Raw genomic sequence first — 21,417 nt, 5'->3', positions numbered from 1 at the left:
ATTATTGTTGTTGTTGTTGTTGTTGGGCTTCACTTTGTTCAGCACCAACCTACAACAATCATCGTCATCGTCGACTGGGGCAGTCACAAACCGTAGGCTAGGCTAACAAGCCTATTATCAAACCAAAATGCTCCCTCACTACGCCGAACTTTACTGTCAAACCAACTTCAGCTTCTTACATGGTGCCTCCCATGCAGAAGAGCTAATTGCACGCGCAGTGAAACTCAATTATCAAGCACTCGCCATCACCGATGAGTGTTCGCTCGCTGGCGTAGTGAGAGCGCATGAAGAAGCGCAAAAGCACGCATTCCCCTTGATTATCGGCAGCGTATTTCAACTAGAAACCAGTTTGCGCCATCCACAATTAGACAAGATGCGCATCATCGCCATCGCGCAAAATCGGCATGGTTACGGCAACCTCTGTGAATTAATCAGCCTAGCCAGAATGCGGACGAATACAGTGAAAGGCAGTTACCTCATCACGCCCGACGATTTCAGCCATCCTCCCGGCGATCTGCAACACATCACCGGTCTGCCTGACTGCTTACTTATTTTAGTTCCTGACTACCCGCTCGCACCAGACATAGTCAGAGTACAAGCGGCTTGGATGGCAAGTCTTTTTCCACAGCGTGCCTGGCTAGGTTTGCATCTCTTAACCCAGCCGATGGACGACTGGCAGCAACAACATCTGCACGACATTGCTAACGAATTTAACTTGCCCGTGGTGGCTATCGGCAATGTCTGCATGCATGTACGCTCACGCAAACCATTGCAAGATACTTTGACCGCAATACGCCTCGGCAAAGCGATTGCCGATTGTGGTTACGATCTCGCGCCGAATGCGGAACAGCATCTACGCTCACGTCTGCGCCTAGGTAATATTTACCCAGCACAAGCCATACAAGAAACTTTACGCATCGCCAGTTTATGCCATTTCTCATTGAGCGAATTACGCTATGAATATCCAGACGAACTGGTGCCACCAGGGCAAACGCCCGCTTCGTTTCTAAGACAAGAAGTTTATGCAGGTGCGCAGCTACGCTATCCCCACGGACTCATGCAAGAGGTCATTGATAAAATTGAACATGAACTACATCTGATCAACGATCTCGCTTACGAGCCCTACTTTTTAACCGTCTACGACATCGTGCGCTTCGCCCGCTCGCAAGATATTTTATGTCAAGGGCGCGGCTCTGCCGCCAATTCCGTGGTCTGTTATTGCCTGCATATCACCGAAGTCAGTCCAGAAAAAGGCATCTTATTGTTTGAACGGTTTTTGTCGAAAGAGCGCGGTGAACCACCCGATATCGACGTCGATTTTGAACATCAAAGACGAGAAGAAGTCATCCAATATCTGTATAGCAAATATGGCCGACATCGCACCGCACTGGCGGCTGCCGTACACACGTATAGACCGCGTGGTGCTTTGCGCGAAGTCGGTAAGGCGCTCGGTGTCGATGCACATCTAATCGACAAATTGGCGAAGTCACAGCATTGGTTTGATAGCAAAGAGGCCTTACTCGAACGATTCAGTGAAAGCGGTTTAGATCCGCAATCGATGGTCGCGCAACAGTGGGCGGGTTTAGTCAATCAACTCTTAAAATTTCCACGTCACTTATCCCAGCACAGTGGCGGCTTTGTGATCGCACGCGACAAATTAACACGCTTGGTCCCTATCGAAAAAGCCAGCATGGAAGGCCGCAGTATTATTCAATGGGATAAAGATGATTTGGAGGCATTGGGTTTACTCAAAGTCGACGTACTGGCATTAGGCATGCTCTCAGCCTTGCAAAGAGCTTTTAAATTGATGCAGAAAATTCCCGGTTGTCCACAACGCATGCAAGATGTTCCCGTTGAGGATGCTGTCACTTACGACATGATTTGCAAGGCCGATACCGTCGGTGTTTTTCAAATCGAATCGCGGGCGCAAATGGGTATGTTGCCGCGCCTACGTCCGCGTTGTTTTTACGACTTGGTGGTGCAGGTCGCGATCGTACGCCCGGGGCCGATACAAGGCGGCATGGTACATCCTTATCTCAAACGCAGGCAGGGGTTAGAACCTGTGGTTTATCCTAAACCTGCGATTGAAAAAGTCTTATCGCGCACTTTAGGCGTACCAATTTTTCAAGAACAAGTGATGCAAATCGCGATGGTTGCTGCCGATTTTACGCCAGGTGAGGCAGATGAATTACGGCGCGCCATGGCAGCTTGGAAACGGAAGGGCGGGCTCGCGCATTATCAAAGCCGTATCGTCGACACCATGATCAAGAATGGCTATGAAGAAGAATTTGCGCAAGCGGTATTTAATCAGATGTTAGGTTTTGGCGAATACGGTTTCCCCGAAAGTCATGCCGCCAGTTTTGCCTTATTGACGTATGCGAGTTGTTGGATTAAGTGTCACCAACCCGCGGTGTTTTTATGTGCGCTGCTCAATTCTCAACCGATGGGATTTTATTCGCCATCACAGTTAGTGCAAGATGCTAAACGCCACAAGATTGTGATACGACCAGTTGATGTGATGCATAGCGATTGGGATGCCAAACTAGAAGATCTGCCTTTGCACAGTAACACAGGACAACAGCCCGCAGTGCGTTTAGGTATGTCTTTATTGCGCGGCATGTCGCAAGCAGCGGCAGAACGTATTAGTCAAGCTCGTCAGCAAGCAATCTTTAGCGACATTCAAGATTTAGCTCGTCGGGCACTATTGAATCGCACCGACCTCGAAGCCTTAGCCGATGGCAATGCCTTAGCCGCCCTCACTGGCAATCGTCATCAAGCGCTATGGCAAGCCGTAGCAGCCGTTCCTGACAAAGATTTATTGCGCCCTACAACTCTGGCAGAATCGCCAGCACAACTGAGCACACCTAGCGAAGCACAAGAAATTCTGCGCGACTATCACAGCACAGGTTTAACTTTGCAGCGACATCCAATTGCTTTGCTTAGACCGCGACTTTTAAAGCAGCGCTTTCTCCCATCGGATGTACTGCATACGTTTCAGAACAAACAATTCGCACGCGGCTGTGGCTTAGTCACCGTCAGACAAAGACCAGGCACGGCCAAGGGTGTTTTGTTTATCACGATAGAAGATGAAACTGGCCCCGTAAATGTCATCGTCTGGCCAGCCTTAGTCGATCAATTTCGGCATGAAGTGTTGAATGCTAAATTACTGGGTGTCTATGGTATCTGGCAAACCGACGGCAAAGTGCATCATCTGGTTGCCAAACGTTTGGTGGATATGAGTCACTTGCTGGGGGATTTTGTTGCTGTTAGTCGGGATTTTTGTTGATTGGATTTATTACTTGACCAAACCAATGGGCAGATACTTCGGATATTTTTTCGATGCAAAACAGATTACTGATTTCGTGCAATTTAATTTCACATTTTGGTAGTTTCAACATTCGTAGATCGGATGTAACCAACCGCCCCATCCCAGCAGTTATTATTACATTGTTTTTATTGATCTGTTAATTTGAGGCTACCAATACCAATGAAATTCCAAATGAATAAACGTCTGCCATCCATTTCGCCTGATCTAAGTAAAGCTATTTTTGAACAATTTCCAGAGTTGAAAAAAGTTAAGGAGGTCGATCCTCATTCAATGGGTAAAGTAGCAATTTCTGTTTTTGATCATTGGCTTCGAGATGAAAGTGAGTGGCATCTACTCGATTGTTTTTCTGGTCCTGAGAGACAAGCGCGGGATGAAAAATTTCTCGCACATTGGTCTGCCATATTTGACAAAACTAAAGTCTATACTGTTCGATATCGCGGACGATGGCCGACAAAATCAAAGTTGATATTAAAACGTTTTGTGAAAAGAGCGTTTTATATACAAAAATCGCGAATACAAATGCATAGGTCACCAAATCAATTCATAGTGCTACCAGAGTTTGACTGCATTTATGTAGCCTCGTGGGATGATACAAATGTTCTTTTCTTTAACGACAAGGCTAAGGCAGAGCCAATATTGCAGCTTGCAGAAAATGTTGGTCTGCATATTCTAGAATTTGATAACTAATTTTAGGTAGCTTAATGAAAGCCCAGATTTAGCGTTTGTACATTCACATCGTTCACAGGTCGGGTGTGGCCCGACAACCACTCCCTTTCTTTGCTTCGCCAAAGAAAGGAAGCAAAGAAAGGCGACCACGCTGCCACTGCCCTTCGGGTTCCCAATTGTGCAGGACAAAAAATGGGAAAGCCTTGAAACTCGCTACGCTCAGACAGCAAGGCTTTCTTTATCCATTTTCTGTCCTGCACAATTGGCAGTGTCAGAAGTGGAACGGCGTCAAAGTCAAAAGCAACGGCAACACCAAAACAATCGATACCGACGGTCGTCCATTTTTCCAATAGCAGTTGAAGGTTGCCTTTGAATTTGCTTTTGACCTACCCCCGTTTGAGACGATGTAATTTATGCTTCACAGAAAATGGACAAGAAAGTGTTGTTGTCTGAGCGTAGCGAGTTTCAACACTTTCCCATTTTTTGTGAAGCACAAATTATGCTGAAGCGAAGCGTAAGCACCCCGAAGGGGCGAGCCTACGGTCGCCTTTTTTGGAGGACCTTTTTTGGCGAAGCAAAAAAGGTGCTTGGCTGTCGGGCCACACCCGACCTGCGAACGATGAAATTAGCTGAGAAAATACTAGATTTCTCAATTAAGTACGAGTCCAGCCACATCCATTCATCGACGAACGCCACTGGACTCCTGCCTTCGCAGGAGTGACAAGATGGATGTTAATTTGAAAACCCATTCCGTTAAAAGCTAGGACCGAAATCAAATTCAAAAACCATACCCTACTTCGCCGAACAAATAAACGGATACTCACAATTATCAATAATCGGCTCTACTCCAAAGAAATCATTCAACACCGACTCCGCCGTACAATAAGCCCCTTCCACCCAAGCCTGATCATTCGAATACGCTTCCCCGACAATAAAAATATCTACATCCGTCTTCTCCATCAACTGAGAAGGCTTACGGATCTTCTGCTGCACATCGCCGATATTAAAATGTGAAGACCAGGCGTGATAGCCCGCATTGAATGGTGGCAGTGACCAATCCATATAAGCAGCTTCAACTGGTGCAGGCACCATGGTGTAATCCGAGTTAGGGCCGAAATGAATTTCTGCCAGCTGCTTGCGCAACATTTTGACCATACGATCTGGGACTTTTTTCGGCCCTATCAGCGTCTGGACGTTTTCATTATTTGGAATATGTTGTTCCTGATTTGGTTCTAATTCCAATTCTTTCCAAAACGTCGTATAAATTTCATCGTCATAGCTGGCAAGTAAACCATACACAGGTTTGGCTTTCGGGTCGGTCGCATTATTACCAAAATAGACGACCTGACGAATCGGCGTATCTGTCACGCTGGGGCCAATAGTGCTATTGAAGGTCACTTCCAATAAGGCGTTTTCATGTTTGAGACTTAAACGTTCTTCGGTGATTGCTTCCACTGCACTGATCAAATCGGTGGAACTGGCATACGGCGTGCCGACTAAACTACTCAATGCTTTCAAAGTCGCTTTTGACAAGCCCAAGGCTTTTAATTGAACCACCGCACGCTGCGTCACTTCATAGCCCGTTAATTGCGGAATGTAGGTTGGCGGATTTTCAGCATTGGCTGTCCACCATGGCGTAGAGAAAAACATCCCCACCTTGTACGAAGGCTGCATGATTGCCGCCTCTAAATACAATTGCACCTTGCGATGATTGAGCACATCCGTGACTCCGGCCTCTAAGTCAAATCGAGATCCTTGTGCCACCTGTTCAATCGCATGGCGCGGCATAGCTAACCAAGCTGCATCGGTCGTCTTTGTATCCGCTTTCTTCCATGGATTTTCACGTGTGGCATAGCTGTAGTGGATGGTTTTACCTTTTGCGATGATGGATTGCAAACGGGTATTGGGTTGGTAGTTAAAAATCACACCTTGCGCTTTCGCCAGTTTGACGATCTGTTCAAATAAGGCATTAAACATTCCTGAGTAACCAATATTAATCGTCTTGTATTGGTTGCCCGGTGTGAATTCATTATTCGCCTGAAACGCATAGGCCGAGTTCCAGTTGATCACATTCGAGCTATACCCATTCCCATCTGCGGCGTAATTAAAGCCCTCACTGCCGAGTTGGTCGTACATCAAATTCCAGTAACCAATATCTTTGAGTTTGTCACCTTTTTGATAAACCGAACCATCGCCAGTATTCACCTTAATCTCGCCATCGCGATAAAAAGTATCCCATTGACGACGGGTCATATTTTTAGTCACAGACAGCTTTTCTAAGATCGAGAAACCATTATCTGGCGTACCTGCTGCGCCGTAATGATCAACGTGATAAGGCGCTGGAATTTGAGACGTAATTTGATTTAAGAAAAAGTTCTTGCTGCGCAAATAATAGAGCGGATTAGTCGATTCATTAAATGGCACTGAATACTTATCCAAGCCTAATTGCTTAATCACAGTAGTAACGACGCGATGCCCAGGTGCCGTGCCATTGTTCGCGTCTTTCGCATTCATATCCCAATCCGAATAACGCATGCCACCCAGTTCTAAGTAAGCCTGAGTTTTATCGTTCTTGTAATGCCAGGTACAGATACGGGCGCCAGCCGCGCGCGTGCCAGGATGCGCTTTGGAAAAATCATAACGCCCCCAATCATAGAGTTCTAGCGTATCGCCTTTCGCTAGTTTTTTACTTTTGTCTTTGCTGTTTTTCACTTCGCCATTTAATAAGCGCCATGCGGTGTATAAACCCGCAGCACCCGCACCGAAAATGGAATAAGTCTTTGTCGTTTGATTTGGCTTTGCCATAAAAGTCTCCTGAAGGATTATCTTTGATCGATAAGATGAAATTACACTGGCAAAGTCTCATTTCCCAAGCGCGCCATTTGTTGCGGCAAATCTTTTTCGGGAATACAAACTTCGACCAATACCGGTTGTGACTTAATTTTTTTGATGAGAGGTAAAGCACGTTTGAGTTCATCTACCGTTTCGACTCTAAAACCTTTCGCCCCAAAAGCCTGCGCGAGTGCCATGTAGTCCCATTTAGGCAAGATATCAAAGCTATCAAATTTGTGTTGCGGACCTGCCTCGAAAGCCGTGATGTCGACATACACCTGTTCGATCGCATACACGCCATTACTCATGACGAAGATCACGGAATTCAAATTGTTACGCGCCAAGGTGGAGAGTGATTGGCAAACCATCATGAAGCCGCCATCACCCGCTATGGTCAAGGCACGCTTACCACTGCCTAATTGGGCACCCGATGTGGCACCGGTTTCAAAACCTATGCATTGCCAGGCGGCAGAACTGATGTAACTACCCTGCTTCATTCCCATCGCATTACTCGCAACATACATGGCACTGCTGACGCCATACACCATGACGATGTCGTCCATCATTTTTTGATCCTGCAAGAACTTCATGGTGTGCTGGAAAAACCGGTTGTAGGTGATGACTTCGGGCTTGTCATTCCAGCGCGCATCTGAATTCGAAATCCAGGGTTCTGGATAAACCGGTTTCGCTGGTGCTTTAACTTTAAGAGGATAAGCTTTGGCCTTCTGAAAGCGCTTCAATAAGGCTTCCATAAAATCTTGCATCATCACGCCTTCGTATTGGAAGTAACCAACCCGCATCTGCCCTATTGAGCTTTGTATCATTTGCGGATATTTGTTTTCCATCAGCCACAGGTAATCGTCCGTCAGTATGGTGCCGAGCGAAATGATGCAGTCGGCGTCTTCCACTGTAGTGATGACGTTGGCGATCGAAGCCTGATCGGCGTAGGTCCCAATAAATTGTTCACCCACTTCATCGACGACAGTTTTCCCCAAAGTTGTGGTGGTATACAGCATGCCGCTGGCATCAATGATTTTTTGCAGCAGTTTACTCAGGCCAAAGCGCAATACTTCAACCCCTGCAAAAATTAAAGGCTTTTTCGCCGCAGTGATCTGGGACCACGCCAACTCTACTGCGTTTTCCAAAGCTAACGTTTCACTGTGGATGCGTTGAGCTTTTAATGGTGTTGCGGCCGGACGTGGGCAGGCCTCGCCCCACACTTCTTTGTAGCAGGCGATATACACCGGGCGTTGGTGTGTCAGCGCTGCAATCAACAAGGCATCGATTTTCTCTGCGGCACCGACCGAGGTACTCAAGGTCTCTGACGCCACCGTCACATTCTTAAACACATTCTGATCCGCATCCAGATTGCCGGTGGAATGGTGAAAAATCATGCCGTACATATTGGTTTGATTGCGCATATCAGCGCCTGGACAAGCACTGATCACGACGATAGGACTGCGCTCAACATAGGCACCTGCCACCGCATTTAAGGCACTAAAGGTACTGACACCGTATTGAAGAGAAACCGCCGCCAGACCTCGAGTGCGGGCATAGGCATCCGCGGCGTAACTCGCATCGAGCTCATTGACCGCACCGATAGTGTTGATGCCATCGAAATTTTCCAAAGCTTGCGTGAAGTGTTTGACGTAATCACCGGGAATTTGAAACACATCGGTCACTTTTAATTGCAATAGACGGGTTAGCAGGTAATCGGCTACGGTAAAGGTTTGACGGCTCATCGTATTTTCCTTGGCTTATTAACTAAAGGTGCTAGGCATCATGGGCAATGCATTTGAATATTTCGTATTTAGCAATTTGCATGCCAATCAATGTTCATTCTCATAAAACCACTCAGCATCTAACGCAAAAGCGATTTAGGTAGAAATGACGCTGTACTCTGCTCATGCCTGTCACTCACTCTGGCGACGCGTGTTTCCAAATTTAACGCGTCAAACCCTTATTTACACGTAAGGGGGGCTCAAATGCCCACGGCTCCGCTGCTGCGTTTTATTCACTCAATAGCAAAGAATGGACGGGTTTTACGAATTGCCCCGTTTATCGACCTTAATGCCCACTTAACCCTCGAATTCGGGCTTTGATCTGAATTTGCTGGTTAGTCGATGGCATCTCCGTAGAATCTGTCGCGATTCACACCCCCTTCCCACATTCACCTTTCGGTCAAGAGCGCGCCATGTCTATCCTAAAAATGCACTACAAAATAATCACCAACGTGCTATTTCTCACTGGTGTCGGTTTGTTCAACTTCGCCTATGCGCAAGCCATTACCACCACGCCACTTATTGGTCTATGGAATTTTCAAACCGTGATAGGCACAGAAAATGAAAAAGACGTGGTCGGATATGGTGTGATGAAGATCTCGCCTAACAATCAAGCTAAGTCAAAACAATTGACCGCGCATATCGTTTGGCTAGACGACAAGGGCATAGGACGCAGCACACGAGAAATGCAAGGTGAACTAAAAGATGCGCAGGCCGTATTCACGCATAGCGGTATACGCACACATACCAGTGGCAAAGGCAAAGCAGTCGATACCGAAGTCAAAGTCACTTGGACAATCAGCGCGGAAACCAATACCTTAGTTGGAAACCGTCAGATACGCCGAACCGATGGCGTAGCAGATGACGATGACATGAGCAAGCCAGTCGCCGGTACGCGCTCAAATGCTAGCAGCCTACCCGCGGTCATCCCCGTCGTCGCACCACAAGAACGTGGCCCATCTACCGTCGAAGAACGGGCACGTGCCGTCAAAATTGCACTCGATGCTGAGAACAATTTGCAGCAAGTATTTGAACAAAACAATGTCTGGCTAGATCAATGGATTACCGACATTCCCGATCTCACGTTCAGAACGGGTGCGGTTTCAGACTGGTTAAAAAGAGCATCACCGGCCGATCTTCGTGCGCAACTGTATTTCCAATTTTGCGCTAGCGCGATTGCCTTTCAAATTAATAATCCGACCCTAGCTGAAAAAACAGCGGCCTATTCCCTCGGTGGTTTAGAAGGTGCATTACGTACATATGAAAAATTAGTGAGTGCGAACCCTAATCTGCGTTCAGCCAAATTGACACAGGCTATTACAGCGCGGAACAAGGGCGAATTAGCGGCATTTATTCAAACACTGTCTGGTCGGGATCAGTGACTTTCAAGTTAATAATTCGAAATTGTAGGGCGGGTGCAACCCGCGCCGCCATGCCATCGAGCACCTGAGCAGCGCGGGTTGCACCCGCCCTACAAAATCGCCTAAATAGTGAACAACCACCGAATACAGCCATGACAAAACTCCTACTTTCAATCTTCATCACCTTCAACCTATGCAGTGCCTCGAGCATGGCGCAAGACGCCACTGCCCAGCGCATTATCGCTATCGGCAAAGCTGATCCACAAGTAATGCAGCATTTAGATATTTTATCGAATCGCTTCGGCGGGCGCACCACTGGCAGTGATGCCTACACCCACGCCGCTTCGTGGGCAAAAAATCAATTGAATCAATGGGGCAAACAAGTTGGCATGAATGCAGAATTAGAAATCGCAGGGCAAATGCCGCTCGGTTTTAATCGCGGTCCCTGGTTTGGCCGCATTCTGGATGCGTCACCGCAAACCCTAAATTTCGCAACGCCGTCCTATTCGTCTGGAACCAAAGGCGTACAAACTGGAATCGCCATGATCGCGCCGACTAACATTGCTGACATCGAAAAGCGTGCAAACGAATTCAAAGGTGCATGGGTATTGATATCCGGCGAAAACGCGGGTGGACGCGATGGAGAATTAATTTACAAAGCGAAAACCCTGACACAAAAATTGATCGAGATCGGTGCTTTGGGCACGATACAGTCTGCCGAAGAACCCATTCACATTTCGACCAGTGCCCCGACTAGCTGGGAAAATTTGCCGGCGCTACCCGATATAAAACTCGCCACTAGTCATTATCTGGCGATTCAAAAACGCATTCAACAGGGCGAAAAAGTCATCTTAGAATTTGATATCCGCAATTGGTTTTATCCCGGCCCTGTAAACTATCATAATGTTATTGCCACTCTCCCCGGCTCTGACAAAGCAGATGAAATCATCGTACTCGGTGCACATCTCGATAGCTTTGATGGTGGCACAGGCGCGGCAGATAATGGCGCGGGCTTTGCCACCGTCATGGAAGCGATGCGTTTGTTAGCACAAGCCGGCGTCAAACCCCGTCGCAGCATCGTCATGATTGGCTTTGCAGGCGAGGAGCTAGGTTTGAAAGGTGCTTATGCCTACGTTGAATCGCATGCCAAAGATCTGCCTAAGATTTTAATGATGCTCAATCGCGACAGCGCGCCGGGGGCTATCACGGGCATCACCATCCCGAGTATGTGGAAAAACAGCTTTGAACGCGTGAGCCTGGATCTGCAAGGCGTACACCCTATCTTTGAATTCGAAGCGGTCATCAACGACAACGCACGTGACAGCAATGCAGCTTTTCGCGGCAATAGTGGTAGTGACGATGCAGCTTTTACGAAAAAAAGTGTGCCAACACCACGCCTCATCACCAGCACCGATTTTGATTACACTCAAGTGCATCACACCGTGCTCGACACCTATGAAAAAGTGCTGCCATTTCGCACCGCGCAACAATACTCAGCCATCGTGATGGCCTTGATTGCGTATGAAATTGCGAATGCACCTGAGGTTCTAAATACTGAGGGTTATTATTTGCCAGTTACGGATAAGCAACGCTAAAAAACTTATGCCTATTTAGCACCTGGACCAAGGGTGTAGATCCCAGAGATTGTCGTCATACCGGACTCGATATCAGTATTCATGGGTGTAGTGCAGCAACAAGCGCAGCAACAAGCGCAGCAACAAGCGCAGCTACAAATGCATCACCGTCCCCGCCCGATCTCGGAGTATCCACTTAGTAGCGCTCAGAACTCGACTTTATTTCATTCCAACTTCATATCGCGGCAAGGTCACCGCGATACTAGTGATATTTTTTTGGTCGGACACCGTCATCGAAATGTCGCCGTTTTGCGCCTTTGCTAGAAGTTTTGCTGAATACGCACCAAGGCCGCTTGCGTCGTGTTTACCGCTGGTGACGAACTTACTAAAGAATCGGTCACGTATCTCTACTGGGACTACTCCATCATTTTCAATCACGATGTATAAGGCAGTTCTATCAATAAGCGTTACGGTGACTCGTCCTTTTTCTGATGCAGCCTCGCAGGCATTTTTGATCAGGTTCTGAAATAGCGAATAGCACAGCATGGAATCGCCCCATGCCTGGGATACCTCGCTCTCACCGTCCGCGTCAAAATGCAAAAGAATATCCAATTGTTTGTGGGCGAAGCTAGCGCGCGCAAGTTCAACGATGCGCTGAAGTACATACGCAATATTAACGGGCTGTGCATCAAGCTTGAAGCGATCCGTTTCCATCTTGAATAACTCTGAGGATAGATTAATCATATCTAGCACGCGCAAGGCAGTCTCTTCCACCGTGCGTAGTTGCTCGATCTGCTGGCGATTCATCTGACCATCTTCTGCCAAAGCCTGCACTAAGCCAATCACTCCGGCAAGCGGCGCTTTCATATCGTGGCGAGTAATATGCTCGACGTCTTCACGCAAGCGAGTTAGTTCCAGCATGCTGTCGTAATTGGCTTGCAGCTGCTTGTGCAACTCAACGTGACGCATGAAATTGCGTACACGAGGTTTGAGCAATGTGGGATCAATCGGCTTGATGACGAAATCTACCGCGCCTAACTCTATTCCCTGCAAGCGCGCGGCTTCTTCATGATTCGCGGTAATAAAAATAACTGGAATCGTGCCAGAGGTAGGATGTTCACGCATGCGCCTTGCCACTTCGAAGCCATCCATCCCGGGCATCATGATGTCGAGCATCACCAAATCTGGTGGGTCGTTCGATTGGCACATCTCTAGCGCTTTGCTACCGCTGCCAGCTACGCGTACTCGATATTCATCCTCAAACAGACGCGACAGTAGCAATAAATTATCAGGAACGTCATCAACCACGAGTATGGTTGGCGGCGAGCTCATGTGCGCGTCCACAACTGAGTTGTGCTCTCTTTCATGAACTGCCAAATCCTTGGCGTTCATTTTATGATGCGACAACAAAACTTTTTCGACTCGACTCGCAAGTTGCGCCGCTGTATACGGCTTTATCAACAAGTCATTGACCCCACTTTCAATCGCTTCTTTAATGCGTTTGTGCTCGACTTCAGCGGTAATGATAATGAAAGGCAGGCTAGCTAGTTGAGCCGTAGCACGCACCTGCAAGAGCAACTCTAGTCCACTCATGACCGGCATATTCCAGTCGGACAAAATCACATCAACTCTTTGCCCGCGAAGTAAGCGCAACGCTTCCGCTCCGTTATTTGCCGTCAAGATAAACTTGGCCCCCATCGCACGTAACTGGCCAGAAGTGATTTTTCTCATAGGCTCAAAATCGTCCACAACGAGAAACACGGATTCTTCAATATTCATAGTTGTTTCACTGTTCAAGAGCCGACCTGTTTAGTCTGATTAGCCTAGTTGGCCTGATTAACTTGGGTAACTTGGGATAGGTAATCTCTTTTCTTGTCGAGATCGGCATCGGTATCAGTAAAGCGCCAAGCTATATCGCGGAATTCTTCCTGAATATCCAAAAATGCATCTATCATGTCCGCGTCGAAATGGCTGCCTCTGCCACCGATCATAATCTCGACCGCTTTTTCATGCGACATACCTTCTTTATATACTCGACGGCTAATTAAAGCATCATACACATCCGCAACCGCCATCAAACGCGCCGGAATCGGAATCTCGTCGCCCGCCAATCCTTCGGGATAACCGCTGCCATCCCATTTCTCTTGATGCGAGAGCGCAATTGACTTGGCAAATGAAAGAAAATCTACCTTGACACCCAAGGCTTTCTCAGCGTGCTCAATCGCATCGCGCCCCAGTGTCGTGTGGGTCTTCATAATTTCAAACTCATGCGATTCAAAACGTCCTGGCTTTAACAGAATACAGTCGGGTATACCAACCTTACCGATGTCATGTAAAGGTGCGGATTTATACAGCATTTTGATATTTACATCGGTCAAAAACCACGAAAATCTAGGGTGATTTTTCAGCTTTTCGGCAAGTGCTTTGACATAGTATTGTGTGCGACGAATATGATTACCCGTTTCGCAATCACGCGTTTCTGCCAGGGACGCCATTGCCAGTATCGTCACATCCTGTATCGCATTGACTTCCTGAGTACGTTTGCTGACCTCATGCTCAAGAAAATCGTTTTGATCACGTAAAAAAGCAGCCATGGCATTTAACGCCAGATGCGTTTTTACTCTGGCCATTAAGATCGGTGGACTAACCGGCTTGGTAATGTAGTCGACCGCACCCATCTCCAAACCTCTTCTTTCGTCTTCCACTTCCGATCTTGACGTAAGAAAAATTACCGGTATATGCATCGTCACAGGATCGCGTTTAAGCTGCTGACATACTTGATACCCATCCATCCCCGCCATCACAATATCAAGCAATATCAGATCTGGTTGCTTCGCCAAACGGGCTATTTCCAATGCCTTTTCACCGTTAAATGCAACCTGTACTCGATACGCACCCTGCAGCAGATTCGTCATAAAGACTAGGTTATCGGGCGTATCGTCAACCACCAATATAGTCTGTCGATGTGCGAAATCTTGTATGTTCATAAAAGTTCCTTTTATTCCGAAAAAGGTTCGATAGTTGGTTGCGATGCGGCAGTGGCAGTGGCTGCTGGTGTTGCTGTAGCATTGGTAGCGGCAGCTAGACTCGCCAACGCCGCTGTGAAATCGAATTGACGTATGGCGTTCTCAATCTCACGATAATGCTGAGGAAACGCGGTATTTAGAAGGTCGGCATTTGCATCGAATAATGCACACACGGCTGAATCGCTGCCGCTTAACAAGTGTTTGAGTTTTTCGCATACCCGATGGAGTTTTTTCTGATCCACGCAAACGATGGTATGTTCAGTTTTTTTCGGCAACCTCTGCTCCAGCTGCACAATCAAATTGTCGAGCTGATTTTTCAGCGCGTCGAGCGGCGCTTCCAATGCTAGACGTGGTTCACGGTGACGGATATCAGATTCAAGTTTTGCTGCCAGCTGTTGCACATTACTTGCGCCGACCGTACCAGACACCCCACGTAAAGTATGCGCCAAACCTGCGGCTGCATCCCAGTCATTGTTATCGAGCGCGTTAAGAATATCCTTAGTGACACCTGTCTGGCCATCGACGAACATCCCCAACATTGTCAAGTACAGCGTTTCTTGCCCCATCATGCGGCGCAATGCTACTGCCGCGTCTAAACCATCGATATCATTCAGCAGTGCACCCGCTTGTTTGGTCTGTACTGGTGTCTGTGCTGGTGCCTGTGCTGGTGTCTGTGCTGGTGTCTGTGCTGGTGCCGACGAACCGGAGTCGGGCGCGACTAATTCGGTCATCGCTTGTCTAGGCTTGATCCATTTCAGCAGAGATAACCACAAGTCTTCTGGTTCAATCGGTTTTGGGACGTGGTCATTCATACCAGCGGCGATGCAAAAGTCGCGATCCCCCTGCATCGCGTTGGCGGTCATCGCCACGATCGGTAGCTCTTTAAAGCGCGAGTCCTTGCGTATCATACGGGTGGTAGTGACACCGTCCATCACGGGCATCTGCATATCCATTAAAACGATATCGTAACTATTAGTGTTGATCTTATTTATGGCGATCTGACCGTTTTCTGCCACATCGACAATGAAACCTGCGTCCTGCAATAATTCGTATGCGACTTCCTGATTGAGCGCATTATCTTCCACCAATAAGACCTTGGCGCCTTTGATCGTAATGAGCTGCTTCTCGGTGTTGGTTGGTGGATCAATTGCCTTACAGGTGGTATCGACCACGTCCCCCAACATGCGCACCATACAATCAAACAGAACTGAAGCGCTAACAGGCTTGATTAGGATGTCATCGATACCAACACGTTCTGCACCCTGAATTATTTCCTCTCGACCATACGCGGTGACCATGACCATGCGCGATTTACTTTGTAGCGGTAATGCGCCAAGTAGTCTTGCAGTTTCAATTCCATCCATCTCTGGCATATGCCAGTCAAGAAAAACGATTTCATAAGCGTCTTCCAATGCATCGGCGTGACCCACGGCGGCAATTGCCGCTCTGCCCGAATTAACCTGATCGACCTTGAACCCCATCGCGCTTAGCAGCGTACTTAACACTAATCTCGCATTCTCGTTATCGTCGACCACCAACACCCGTTTTCCATGCAGATCACTCGACAATATAAGCTTGCGTTGTTGGCCGGCACTCTTATCTAGCCGTGCAGTAAACCAAAAATTACTGCCTTTGCCCAACTCACTCTCTACGCCTACTTCACCCTGCATCAACTCTGCCAGTTTTTTTGAAATAACCAACCCTAGGCCAGAACCACCAAATTCCCGAGTAATTGAGGCGTCCGCCTGCGAAAAACGCTGGAACAGCCGGCCTATTTGGTCTGCACCTAAACCAATGCCAGTATCAAGCACAGCGCAGTAAAGTAAAACATCAAGGTCGGTCTGTTCCTTGATACGGATGATGATATCAATCTCTCCACGCTCGGTAAATTTGATGGCATTGTTGGTGTAATTAATGAGAATTTGACCTAGCCGCAAAGGGTCACCTACTAAGCGCAATGGGACATCTTTTTCTATATCAAAAACCAACTCTAAACCCTTAGCGCTGGCTTTATCGGCGACCAAGGCGAGCACATTGTCCAGCACCTTTTCTAGTTCGAAATCGGTTTTCTCTAATGTGAGTTGACCCACTTCAATTTTGGAAAAATCAAGGATGTCGTTAATAATGCCGAGCAAGTGTCGGCTAGAAAGCTGTATTTTCTTAATATAATCACGCTGGCGTGCCGACAGTTCTGTTTTAAGGGCTAAGTGAGCCATACCGATAATGGCATTCATAGGCGTGCGAATTTCATGACTCATATTTGAAAGAAAGTCGGATTTCGCATGATTCGCTTGTTCTGCCAAGCCAGTGGCTTGAATCAACTGGTTATTTTTTTCCTGTAAAATCTCAAGCAAGCGCGCGGTCTCACGATGCACTACATCTCGTAGACCTTGTTGCGACTGACGATAAACCATCATCGAAAATAGGATAGCAACCGTTAAGGCAAGCAGGCTAGCAACAACTAACACGCCAAACAAAATTCGCATGTTTAGTTGAAATTCTGCATCATGCTGCGTCAGAAAATTTCCTTCTACCTGCTTTATCGATTGAACCTCGACGCGTATCATATCCATGAGTAGCTTGCCTTGACCGCTCCGAATTTCTGCAAGGTTAGCCTCAATATCATGCTGACGACGTAAGGCGACGACACGTGCAATATGCGCCATCTTGGCATCAACCAATGGCGTCAAAAGTTGTATACGCTTTTTTACAGTATCATTTTTGGTCAATTGACTGAGTTTTTTCAAGTCGCTACTGATTTGATCGCGTACTTTTAAATACGGTTGCAGATATAGCTCGTCGCCGGTAAGCGAGTAACCACGTTGACCGGTCTCTGCGTCGGTCAATCCACTGAGTAAATCATCCACACTGCCGATCACATCAGCGACATGGGTGCGCGCAACGGAAGTTCGTTCCAGCTCTTTGAACGCCCAGAACGACAAGGAAACAATTACTATAACCAGTAACGCAGCACCAACGAGTAGCGCCGCAATTTTCTGCTGATGTTTCAAAATAGTTGATCCTTCATGCATTCCGTTATAGGTTAGAAAGGGCTGACAAGGTCGAACGAGGGCTAGCTTTCCCAATCTGGCTTAAGCGTGCTTTGCTTTGCTTTGATTTGCTGCATGTCATGTCCTTTTCATACAATCTACGTCAACACATGGATTACTTATTTACTCAATATGGATGAACCAATTCCCTGCAGCGGCCCCAGAGGATGATGACTTTGTTCCACTTCATGAATATTTCTTTTGCCGCTCCACGTTTTGTAGACCACCAGCTCGTTACTGATAATAATAAGCGCGTCAAACTGCCAACCTGTGATGTCCGTGATCCGTTTAAAATTAAGTATGTCCAGCCAGAAATTACCTACTCGATTGCGTTTCAATAAGGTTTGTTGAAGATGATAGGCATAGCATTTTTGTCGAGCCGCGACGCATAGCTTAATTGCTGGGTCAAGTGCCGCGCCTTCAAAGGCCGCAACGGCTTCGAGTCGGCGTAGCAAATCGGTATGACTAAGTAAGGCTATGTTAGGTGTCGAGACAGGGTCAAAACCGATCGCCTTGAGCTGCTTTAAGGTAGTTTCGTTAGGCTGTATGCGAGCGAACTCAAGTTCGGCCTGCTCATAAGTACTCCAACCAGTTTGTGTCGATTTACTCTCATTCGGAAGAAGGCTAGAACAGCCGAACAAGGGCATCAATAGGCCAGCGCATAAAAATCGAGTCACCAGCTCTATCCATCGGCATTGTTGGTGCTGCACTTGCATACATTCTCCGCGTTCAATTTCCTCATTCTGATCAACGCTATTCTTGGTCATTTGGAGTCTGCCATCTGTGCGCTAGGGTACTCATATCGTTATATTTCAGCTCTGAGCATTTGGGTATTTGATAGCCCTAATGCGGGCGTTATTCTTCTGAAGCACTGAACTCGTCAACATGGCGACGTACCTGCGAGAGCTATACATAGGTGACGCTCTGATTATTAAGGTTTCGCCAGATCGTGAGACACTGATTTGCGCCTTAAACACCGCACCAGCAGACACCAACACTTTGGATTTTCATCAGCGTAAGCCCTACCGAATGAAAGGTGATGTACTACATTTACCGATGCATGGCGGTAAAACCCGTGCGGTGCATACAGTCTCGAAAAATGAGATTTTATTGGCACTGCTTCAGCATGGCAGATTGACCACAATGAGCTGAGTAGCCCGCTCAATACACGCACTATGCGACAATATCGCAATGCGTCAAAATGTCGTGGCATGGACAGAAAATTTATCCTGGGGTTGGCATAACGGTGAACGGGCATTCTGGAATACACAGCATTGGGATTCCGGCTCGCCACTTAGCCGCGTGAATGTTGATCATGCTTTGCTCGATACTTTTCTCGATACTTTTCTCGCTCAAGACAAATACAGTATCGGTGACTATACCGCATCCAAAATTATCTACACGCATTCGTACTAGCCTACTATGCTCGGGTCAAAAAAACCCGACGAAAGCGGGCTTGGTACGCCGCCTTCTGCATGATGAACAGCCTTTGGTCGGCGTGGAGCCAGCGGGAATGTGGGATTTCGAACACGACTTTGACGAGGCCACACGTGATATACCAGAAAAATCTTAAATATAAAACGCGACGTTGCTAAGTATAATTTTGTTCCTGGTCAAAGGGTTTGCTTATGAGTGTACAGGGATATTACTTGCCATTTGCAGACAAGAAACCATCGCGAATTTGAGCTAGCTTGAAGTCAATTTGAATCAAAAAATTGAACGTGCCGTCATCGTCGTAAACAACTCTAGCGCCATCACACCAGCCAAAGAATTACCGGCTGTATCAAGTCCGGGCGACCAAACACAGACTGCCAACTCGCCCGGCACTAAAGCCAAGATACCCCCGCCCACGCCACTCTTAGCAGGCAAGCCAACACGAAAAGCGAAGTCGCCTGCGACATCGTAAGTACCGCAAGTGAGCATCAAGGCATTGAGTCGTTTCGCAGAACTTGAATCTAAAATCTTGGTGCCATTCCAAGGGATAGTGCCGTGATTAGCTAAGAAACTACCCGCCTTTGCAAGTTCCAAACAAGTCATGGTGATCGAGCATTGTCGGCAATAGCTAGCGATCACTGAATCGACCGGATTGTGGAGATTACCGAAGTCTTTCATCAAATGCGCAATCGCACTATTCCTATGCGCATGCTTCTCTTCGGAGATCGCTACTTCACGATCGAAATCAATTTTGACCTCATCCGACAACATTCGCATAAACTGCAAAACCGCTATGTCAGCCTGCACAAAGCGTTGCGCCAAGATATCGTTAATCACCAATGCACCTGCATTGATGAAAGGATTGCGCGGAATGCCACGCTCGTATTCTAGTTGCGACAAAGAGTTAAATGGATTACCCGATGGCTCACGCCCTACTCGCTTCCAAATTGCATTACCTTCACGTTCAAAGGCTAAGGATAAAGCAAACAATTTGGTGATACTTTGCGTTGAGAATTTTTGCTGTGCATCACCTACCGTGTAACTACGACCGTCAAGGCAATAAACTGCCATACCAAAATGTTGCGGTGAGACTTTGGACAGTTCAGGAATATAGGTCGCAACCTTGCCTTGGGCTAGTAAGGGTTGGATTTCTTGATGAATGTCGTCGAGGATTTGTTGGTAGTTGATGGTCATGGGATAAAAATCATGCGGCTTAAAGCGATTAGTTCGACGTCATCGCAGTCTTCTCGAACTTATTTGAATGACGATACCGATACCAGGTTTCCCATGTGTGCGATTAATCGTCAGTTCACATGACGATTAATCGCACCTACCAATATTTCGATTACGTTTCAGAATGTTCTGAATGATAACGCGTAACGAGTTCCACTTCATTCTTAGAACCCAAGTACACCGCTACCCGCTGATGCAAGGAAGTAGGTTGAACATCTAGCATACGTTGTTTACCGTCGGTCGATGCACCACCCGCTTGTTCCACGATCATCGACATAGGATTGGCTTCGTACATCAAGCGTAATTTGCCAGCTTTGTCCGGTTCACGCTTATCAGCTGGATACATGAAAATACCACCGCGATGCAGAATGCGATGCACATCAGCGACCATCGATGCGATCCAACGCATATTGTAGTTTTTGTTGAGCGGACCTGTTTTACCAGCCAGCATTTCATCGACATAACGGGTGACAGGTGGATACCAGTGACGCACATTCGACATGTTGATCGCGAATTCCTGCGTGTCTACCGGAATTTGGATATTGCGCTCAGTCAGTACCCATGATCCCATTTCACGATCTAAGGTAAAGCAATTGACGCCATTCCCCGTCGTGAAGATCAACATCGTTTGTGGGCCGTAAATCGCATAACCCGCAGCGACTTGTTGACTACCCTTTTGCAAGAAATCTTGCTCAGTCGGCGCGCCCATACCTTCTGGCGCTTTCAAGACGGAGAAGATGGTACCGATCGATACATTGACGTCGATATTGCTAGATCCATCGAGTGGATCAAACAAGAGCATGTATTCGCCCTGTGGATAACGATTGGGAATTGGGTGGATCGTTTCCATTTCTTCCGATGCCATCGCCGCTAAGTGACCGCCCCATTCGTTCGCTTCCAATAATATTTCGTTCGACAGAATGTCGAGTTTCTTTTGCACTTCGCCTTGCACGTTTTCCGTGTGCGCAGTCCCTAAAACCTCTCCCAACGCGCCCTTACCAACCGCATGACTAATCGTTTTACACGCGCGGGCAACCACTTCAATTAAGAGGCGTAACTCAGCAGGGATATTATTATTGAGCCTTTGCTCTTCGACCAGAAAACGGGTCAGACTAATGCGTTTCATATTTTT

At 47.3% G+C, this 21,417-nt stretch carries 14 protein-coding genes; 6 read left to right on the top strand and 8 right to left on the bottom strand.

Features of this window, described 5'->3' with window-relative positions:
- Nucleotides 1-127: 127 nt before the first annotated feature.
- Nucleotides 128-3,286 (top strand): error-prone DNA polymerase, encoded by a 3,159-nt coding sequence (locus ACO0KW_RS01475; protein ID WP_423049934.1) that lies wholly within the window; start codon nucleotides 128-130, stop codon nucleotides 3,284-3,286.
- Between the two features lie 213 nt (nucleotides 3,287-3,499).
- Nucleotides 3,500-4,015 carry a hypothetical protein gene (locus ACO0KW_RS01470; RefSeq protein WP_423049932.1) on the top strand — a complete coding sequence of 172 codons (516 nt, stop codon included), beginning with the start codon at nucleotides 3,500-3,502 and terminating at the stop codon, nucleotides 4,013-4,015.
- A 771-nt stretch (nucleotides 4,016-4,786) separates the two neighbouring features.
- Here ACO0KW_RS01470 and ACO0KW_RS01465 read toward each other — a convergent pair.
- Together ACO0KW_RS01465 and ACO0KW_RS01460 are read right to left on the bottom strand one after the other, a co-directional pair.
- A complete protein-coding gene (locus ACO0KW_RS01465; RefSeq protein ID WP_423049930.1) occupies nucleotides 4,787-6,799 on the bottom strand; it encodes a hypothetical protein in 2,013 nt (670 codons plus the stop codon).
- Nucleotides 6,800-6,840: 41 nt separating this feature from the next.
- Nucleotides 6,841-8,568 (bottom strand): alpha-keto acid decarboxylase family protein, encoded by a 1,728-nt coding sequence (locus tag ACO0KW_RS01460; protein ID WP_423049928.1) that lies wholly within the window; start codon nucleotides 8,566-8,568, stop codon nucleotides 6,841-6,843.
- 452 nt (nucleotides 8,569-9,020) lie between these two features.
- Here ACO0KW_RS01460 and ACO0KW_RS01455 point away from each other — a divergent pair, with 452 nt between their 5' ends.
- Nucleotides 9,021-9,989, top strand: a complete 969-nt coding sequence (locus tag ACO0KW_RS01455) for a hypothetical protein (protein ID WP_423049926.1) — start codon at nucleotides 9,021-9,023, stop codon at nucleotides 9,987-9,989.
- 131 nt (nucleotides 9,990-10,120) lie between these two features.
- The gene (locus tag ACO0KW_RS01450) at nucleotides 10,121-11,563 is read left to right on the top strand and encodes a M28 family metallopeptidase (RefSeq protein ID WP_423049924.1); all 1,443 of its coding nucleotides are present in this window, start codon (nucleotides 10,121-10,123) and stop codon (nucleotides 11,561-11,563) included.
- Nucleotides 11,564-11,761: 198 nt separating this feature from the next.
- Here the strand turns inward: ACO0KW_RS01450 and ACO0KW_RS01445 are convergent, their stop codons facing one another.
- The 4 genes from ACO0KW_RS01445 to ACO0KW_RS01430 all read right to left on the bottom strand — a co-directional run bounded on the left by ACO0KW_RS01445 (nucleotide 11,762) and on the right by ACO0KW_RS01430 (nucleotide 18,385).
- The gene (locus tag ACO0KW_RS01445; protein ID WP_423049922.1) at nucleotides 11,762-13,321 is read right to left on the bottom strand and encodes a response regulator; all 1,560 of its coding nucleotides are present in this window, start codon (nucleotides 13,319-13,321) and stop codon (nucleotides 11,762-11,764) included.
- A 44-nt stretch (nucleotides 13,322-13,365) separates the two neighbouring features.
- Nucleotides 13,366-14,529 carry a response regulator gene (locus ACO0KW_RS01440; protein WP_423049920.1) on the bottom strand — a complete coding sequence of 388 codons (1,164 nt, stop codon included), beginning with the start codon at nucleotides 14,527-14,529 and terminating at the stop codon, nucleotides 13,366-13,368.
- An 11-nt stretch (nucleotides 14,530-14,540) separates the two neighbouring features.
- Nucleotides 14,541-17,579 (bottom strand): response regulator, encoded by a 3,039-nt coding sequence (locus ACO0KW_RS01435; RefSeq protein ID WP_423049918.1) that lies wholly within the window; start codon nucleotides 17,577-17,579, stop codon nucleotides 14,541-14,543.
- A 158-nt stretch (nucleotides 17,580-17,737) separates the two neighbouring features.
- The gene (locus ACO0KW_RS01430; RefSeq protein WP_423049916.1) at nucleotides 17,738-18,385 is read right to left on the bottom strand and encodes a hypothetical protein; all 648 of its coding nucleotides are present in this window, start codon (nucleotides 18,383-18,385) and stop codon (nucleotides 17,738-17,740) included.
- A gap of 118 nt (nucleotides 18,386-18,503) precedes the next feature.
- On the opposite strand from ACO0KW_RS01430, the gene ACO0KW_RS01425 reads away from it, so the two are divergent.
- Nucleotides 18,504-18,770 (top strand): hypothetical protein, encoded by a 267-nt coding sequence (locus ACO0KW_RS01425; protein ID WP_423049914.1) that lies wholly within the window; start codon nucleotides 18,504-18,506, stop codon nucleotides 18,768-18,770.
- A gap of 39 nt (nucleotides 18,771-18,809) precedes the next feature.
- Nucleotides 18,810-19,034 (top strand): hypothetical protein, encoded by a 225-nt coding sequence (locus ACO0KW_RS01420; protein WP_423049912.1) that lies wholly within the window; start codon nucleotides 18,810-18,812, stop codon nucleotides 19,032-19,034.
- 291 nt (nucleotides 19,035-19,325) lie between these two features.
- On the opposite strand, the gene ACO0KW_RS01415 is transcribed toward ACO0KW_RS01420, so the two are convergent.
- Entirely contained in the window at nucleotides 19,326-20,240 is a 915-nt protein-coding gene (locus ACO0KW_RS01415; protein ID WP_423051931.1) for a glutaminase, read from the bottom strand.
- A gap of 157 nt (nucleotides 20,241-20,397) precedes the next feature.
- The gene (locus ACO0KW_RS01410; protein WP_423049910.1) at nucleotides 20,398-21,411 is read right to left on the bottom strand and encodes a class 1 fructose-bisphosphatase; all 1,014 of its coding nucleotides are present in this window, start codon (nucleotides 21,409-21,411) and stop codon (nucleotides 20,398-20,400) included.
- Nucleotides 21,412-21,417: the final 6 nt, after the last annotated feature.

Origin of the sequence: Undibacterium sp. Ji22W (assembly GCF_049340305.1) — a bacterium.
Taxonomy (GTDB): domain Bacteria; phylum Pseudomonadota; class Gammaproteobacteria; order Burkholderiales; family Burkholderiaceae_D; genus Undibacterium.
This window is presented reverse-complemented; position numbering and strand designations above follow the sequence as displayed.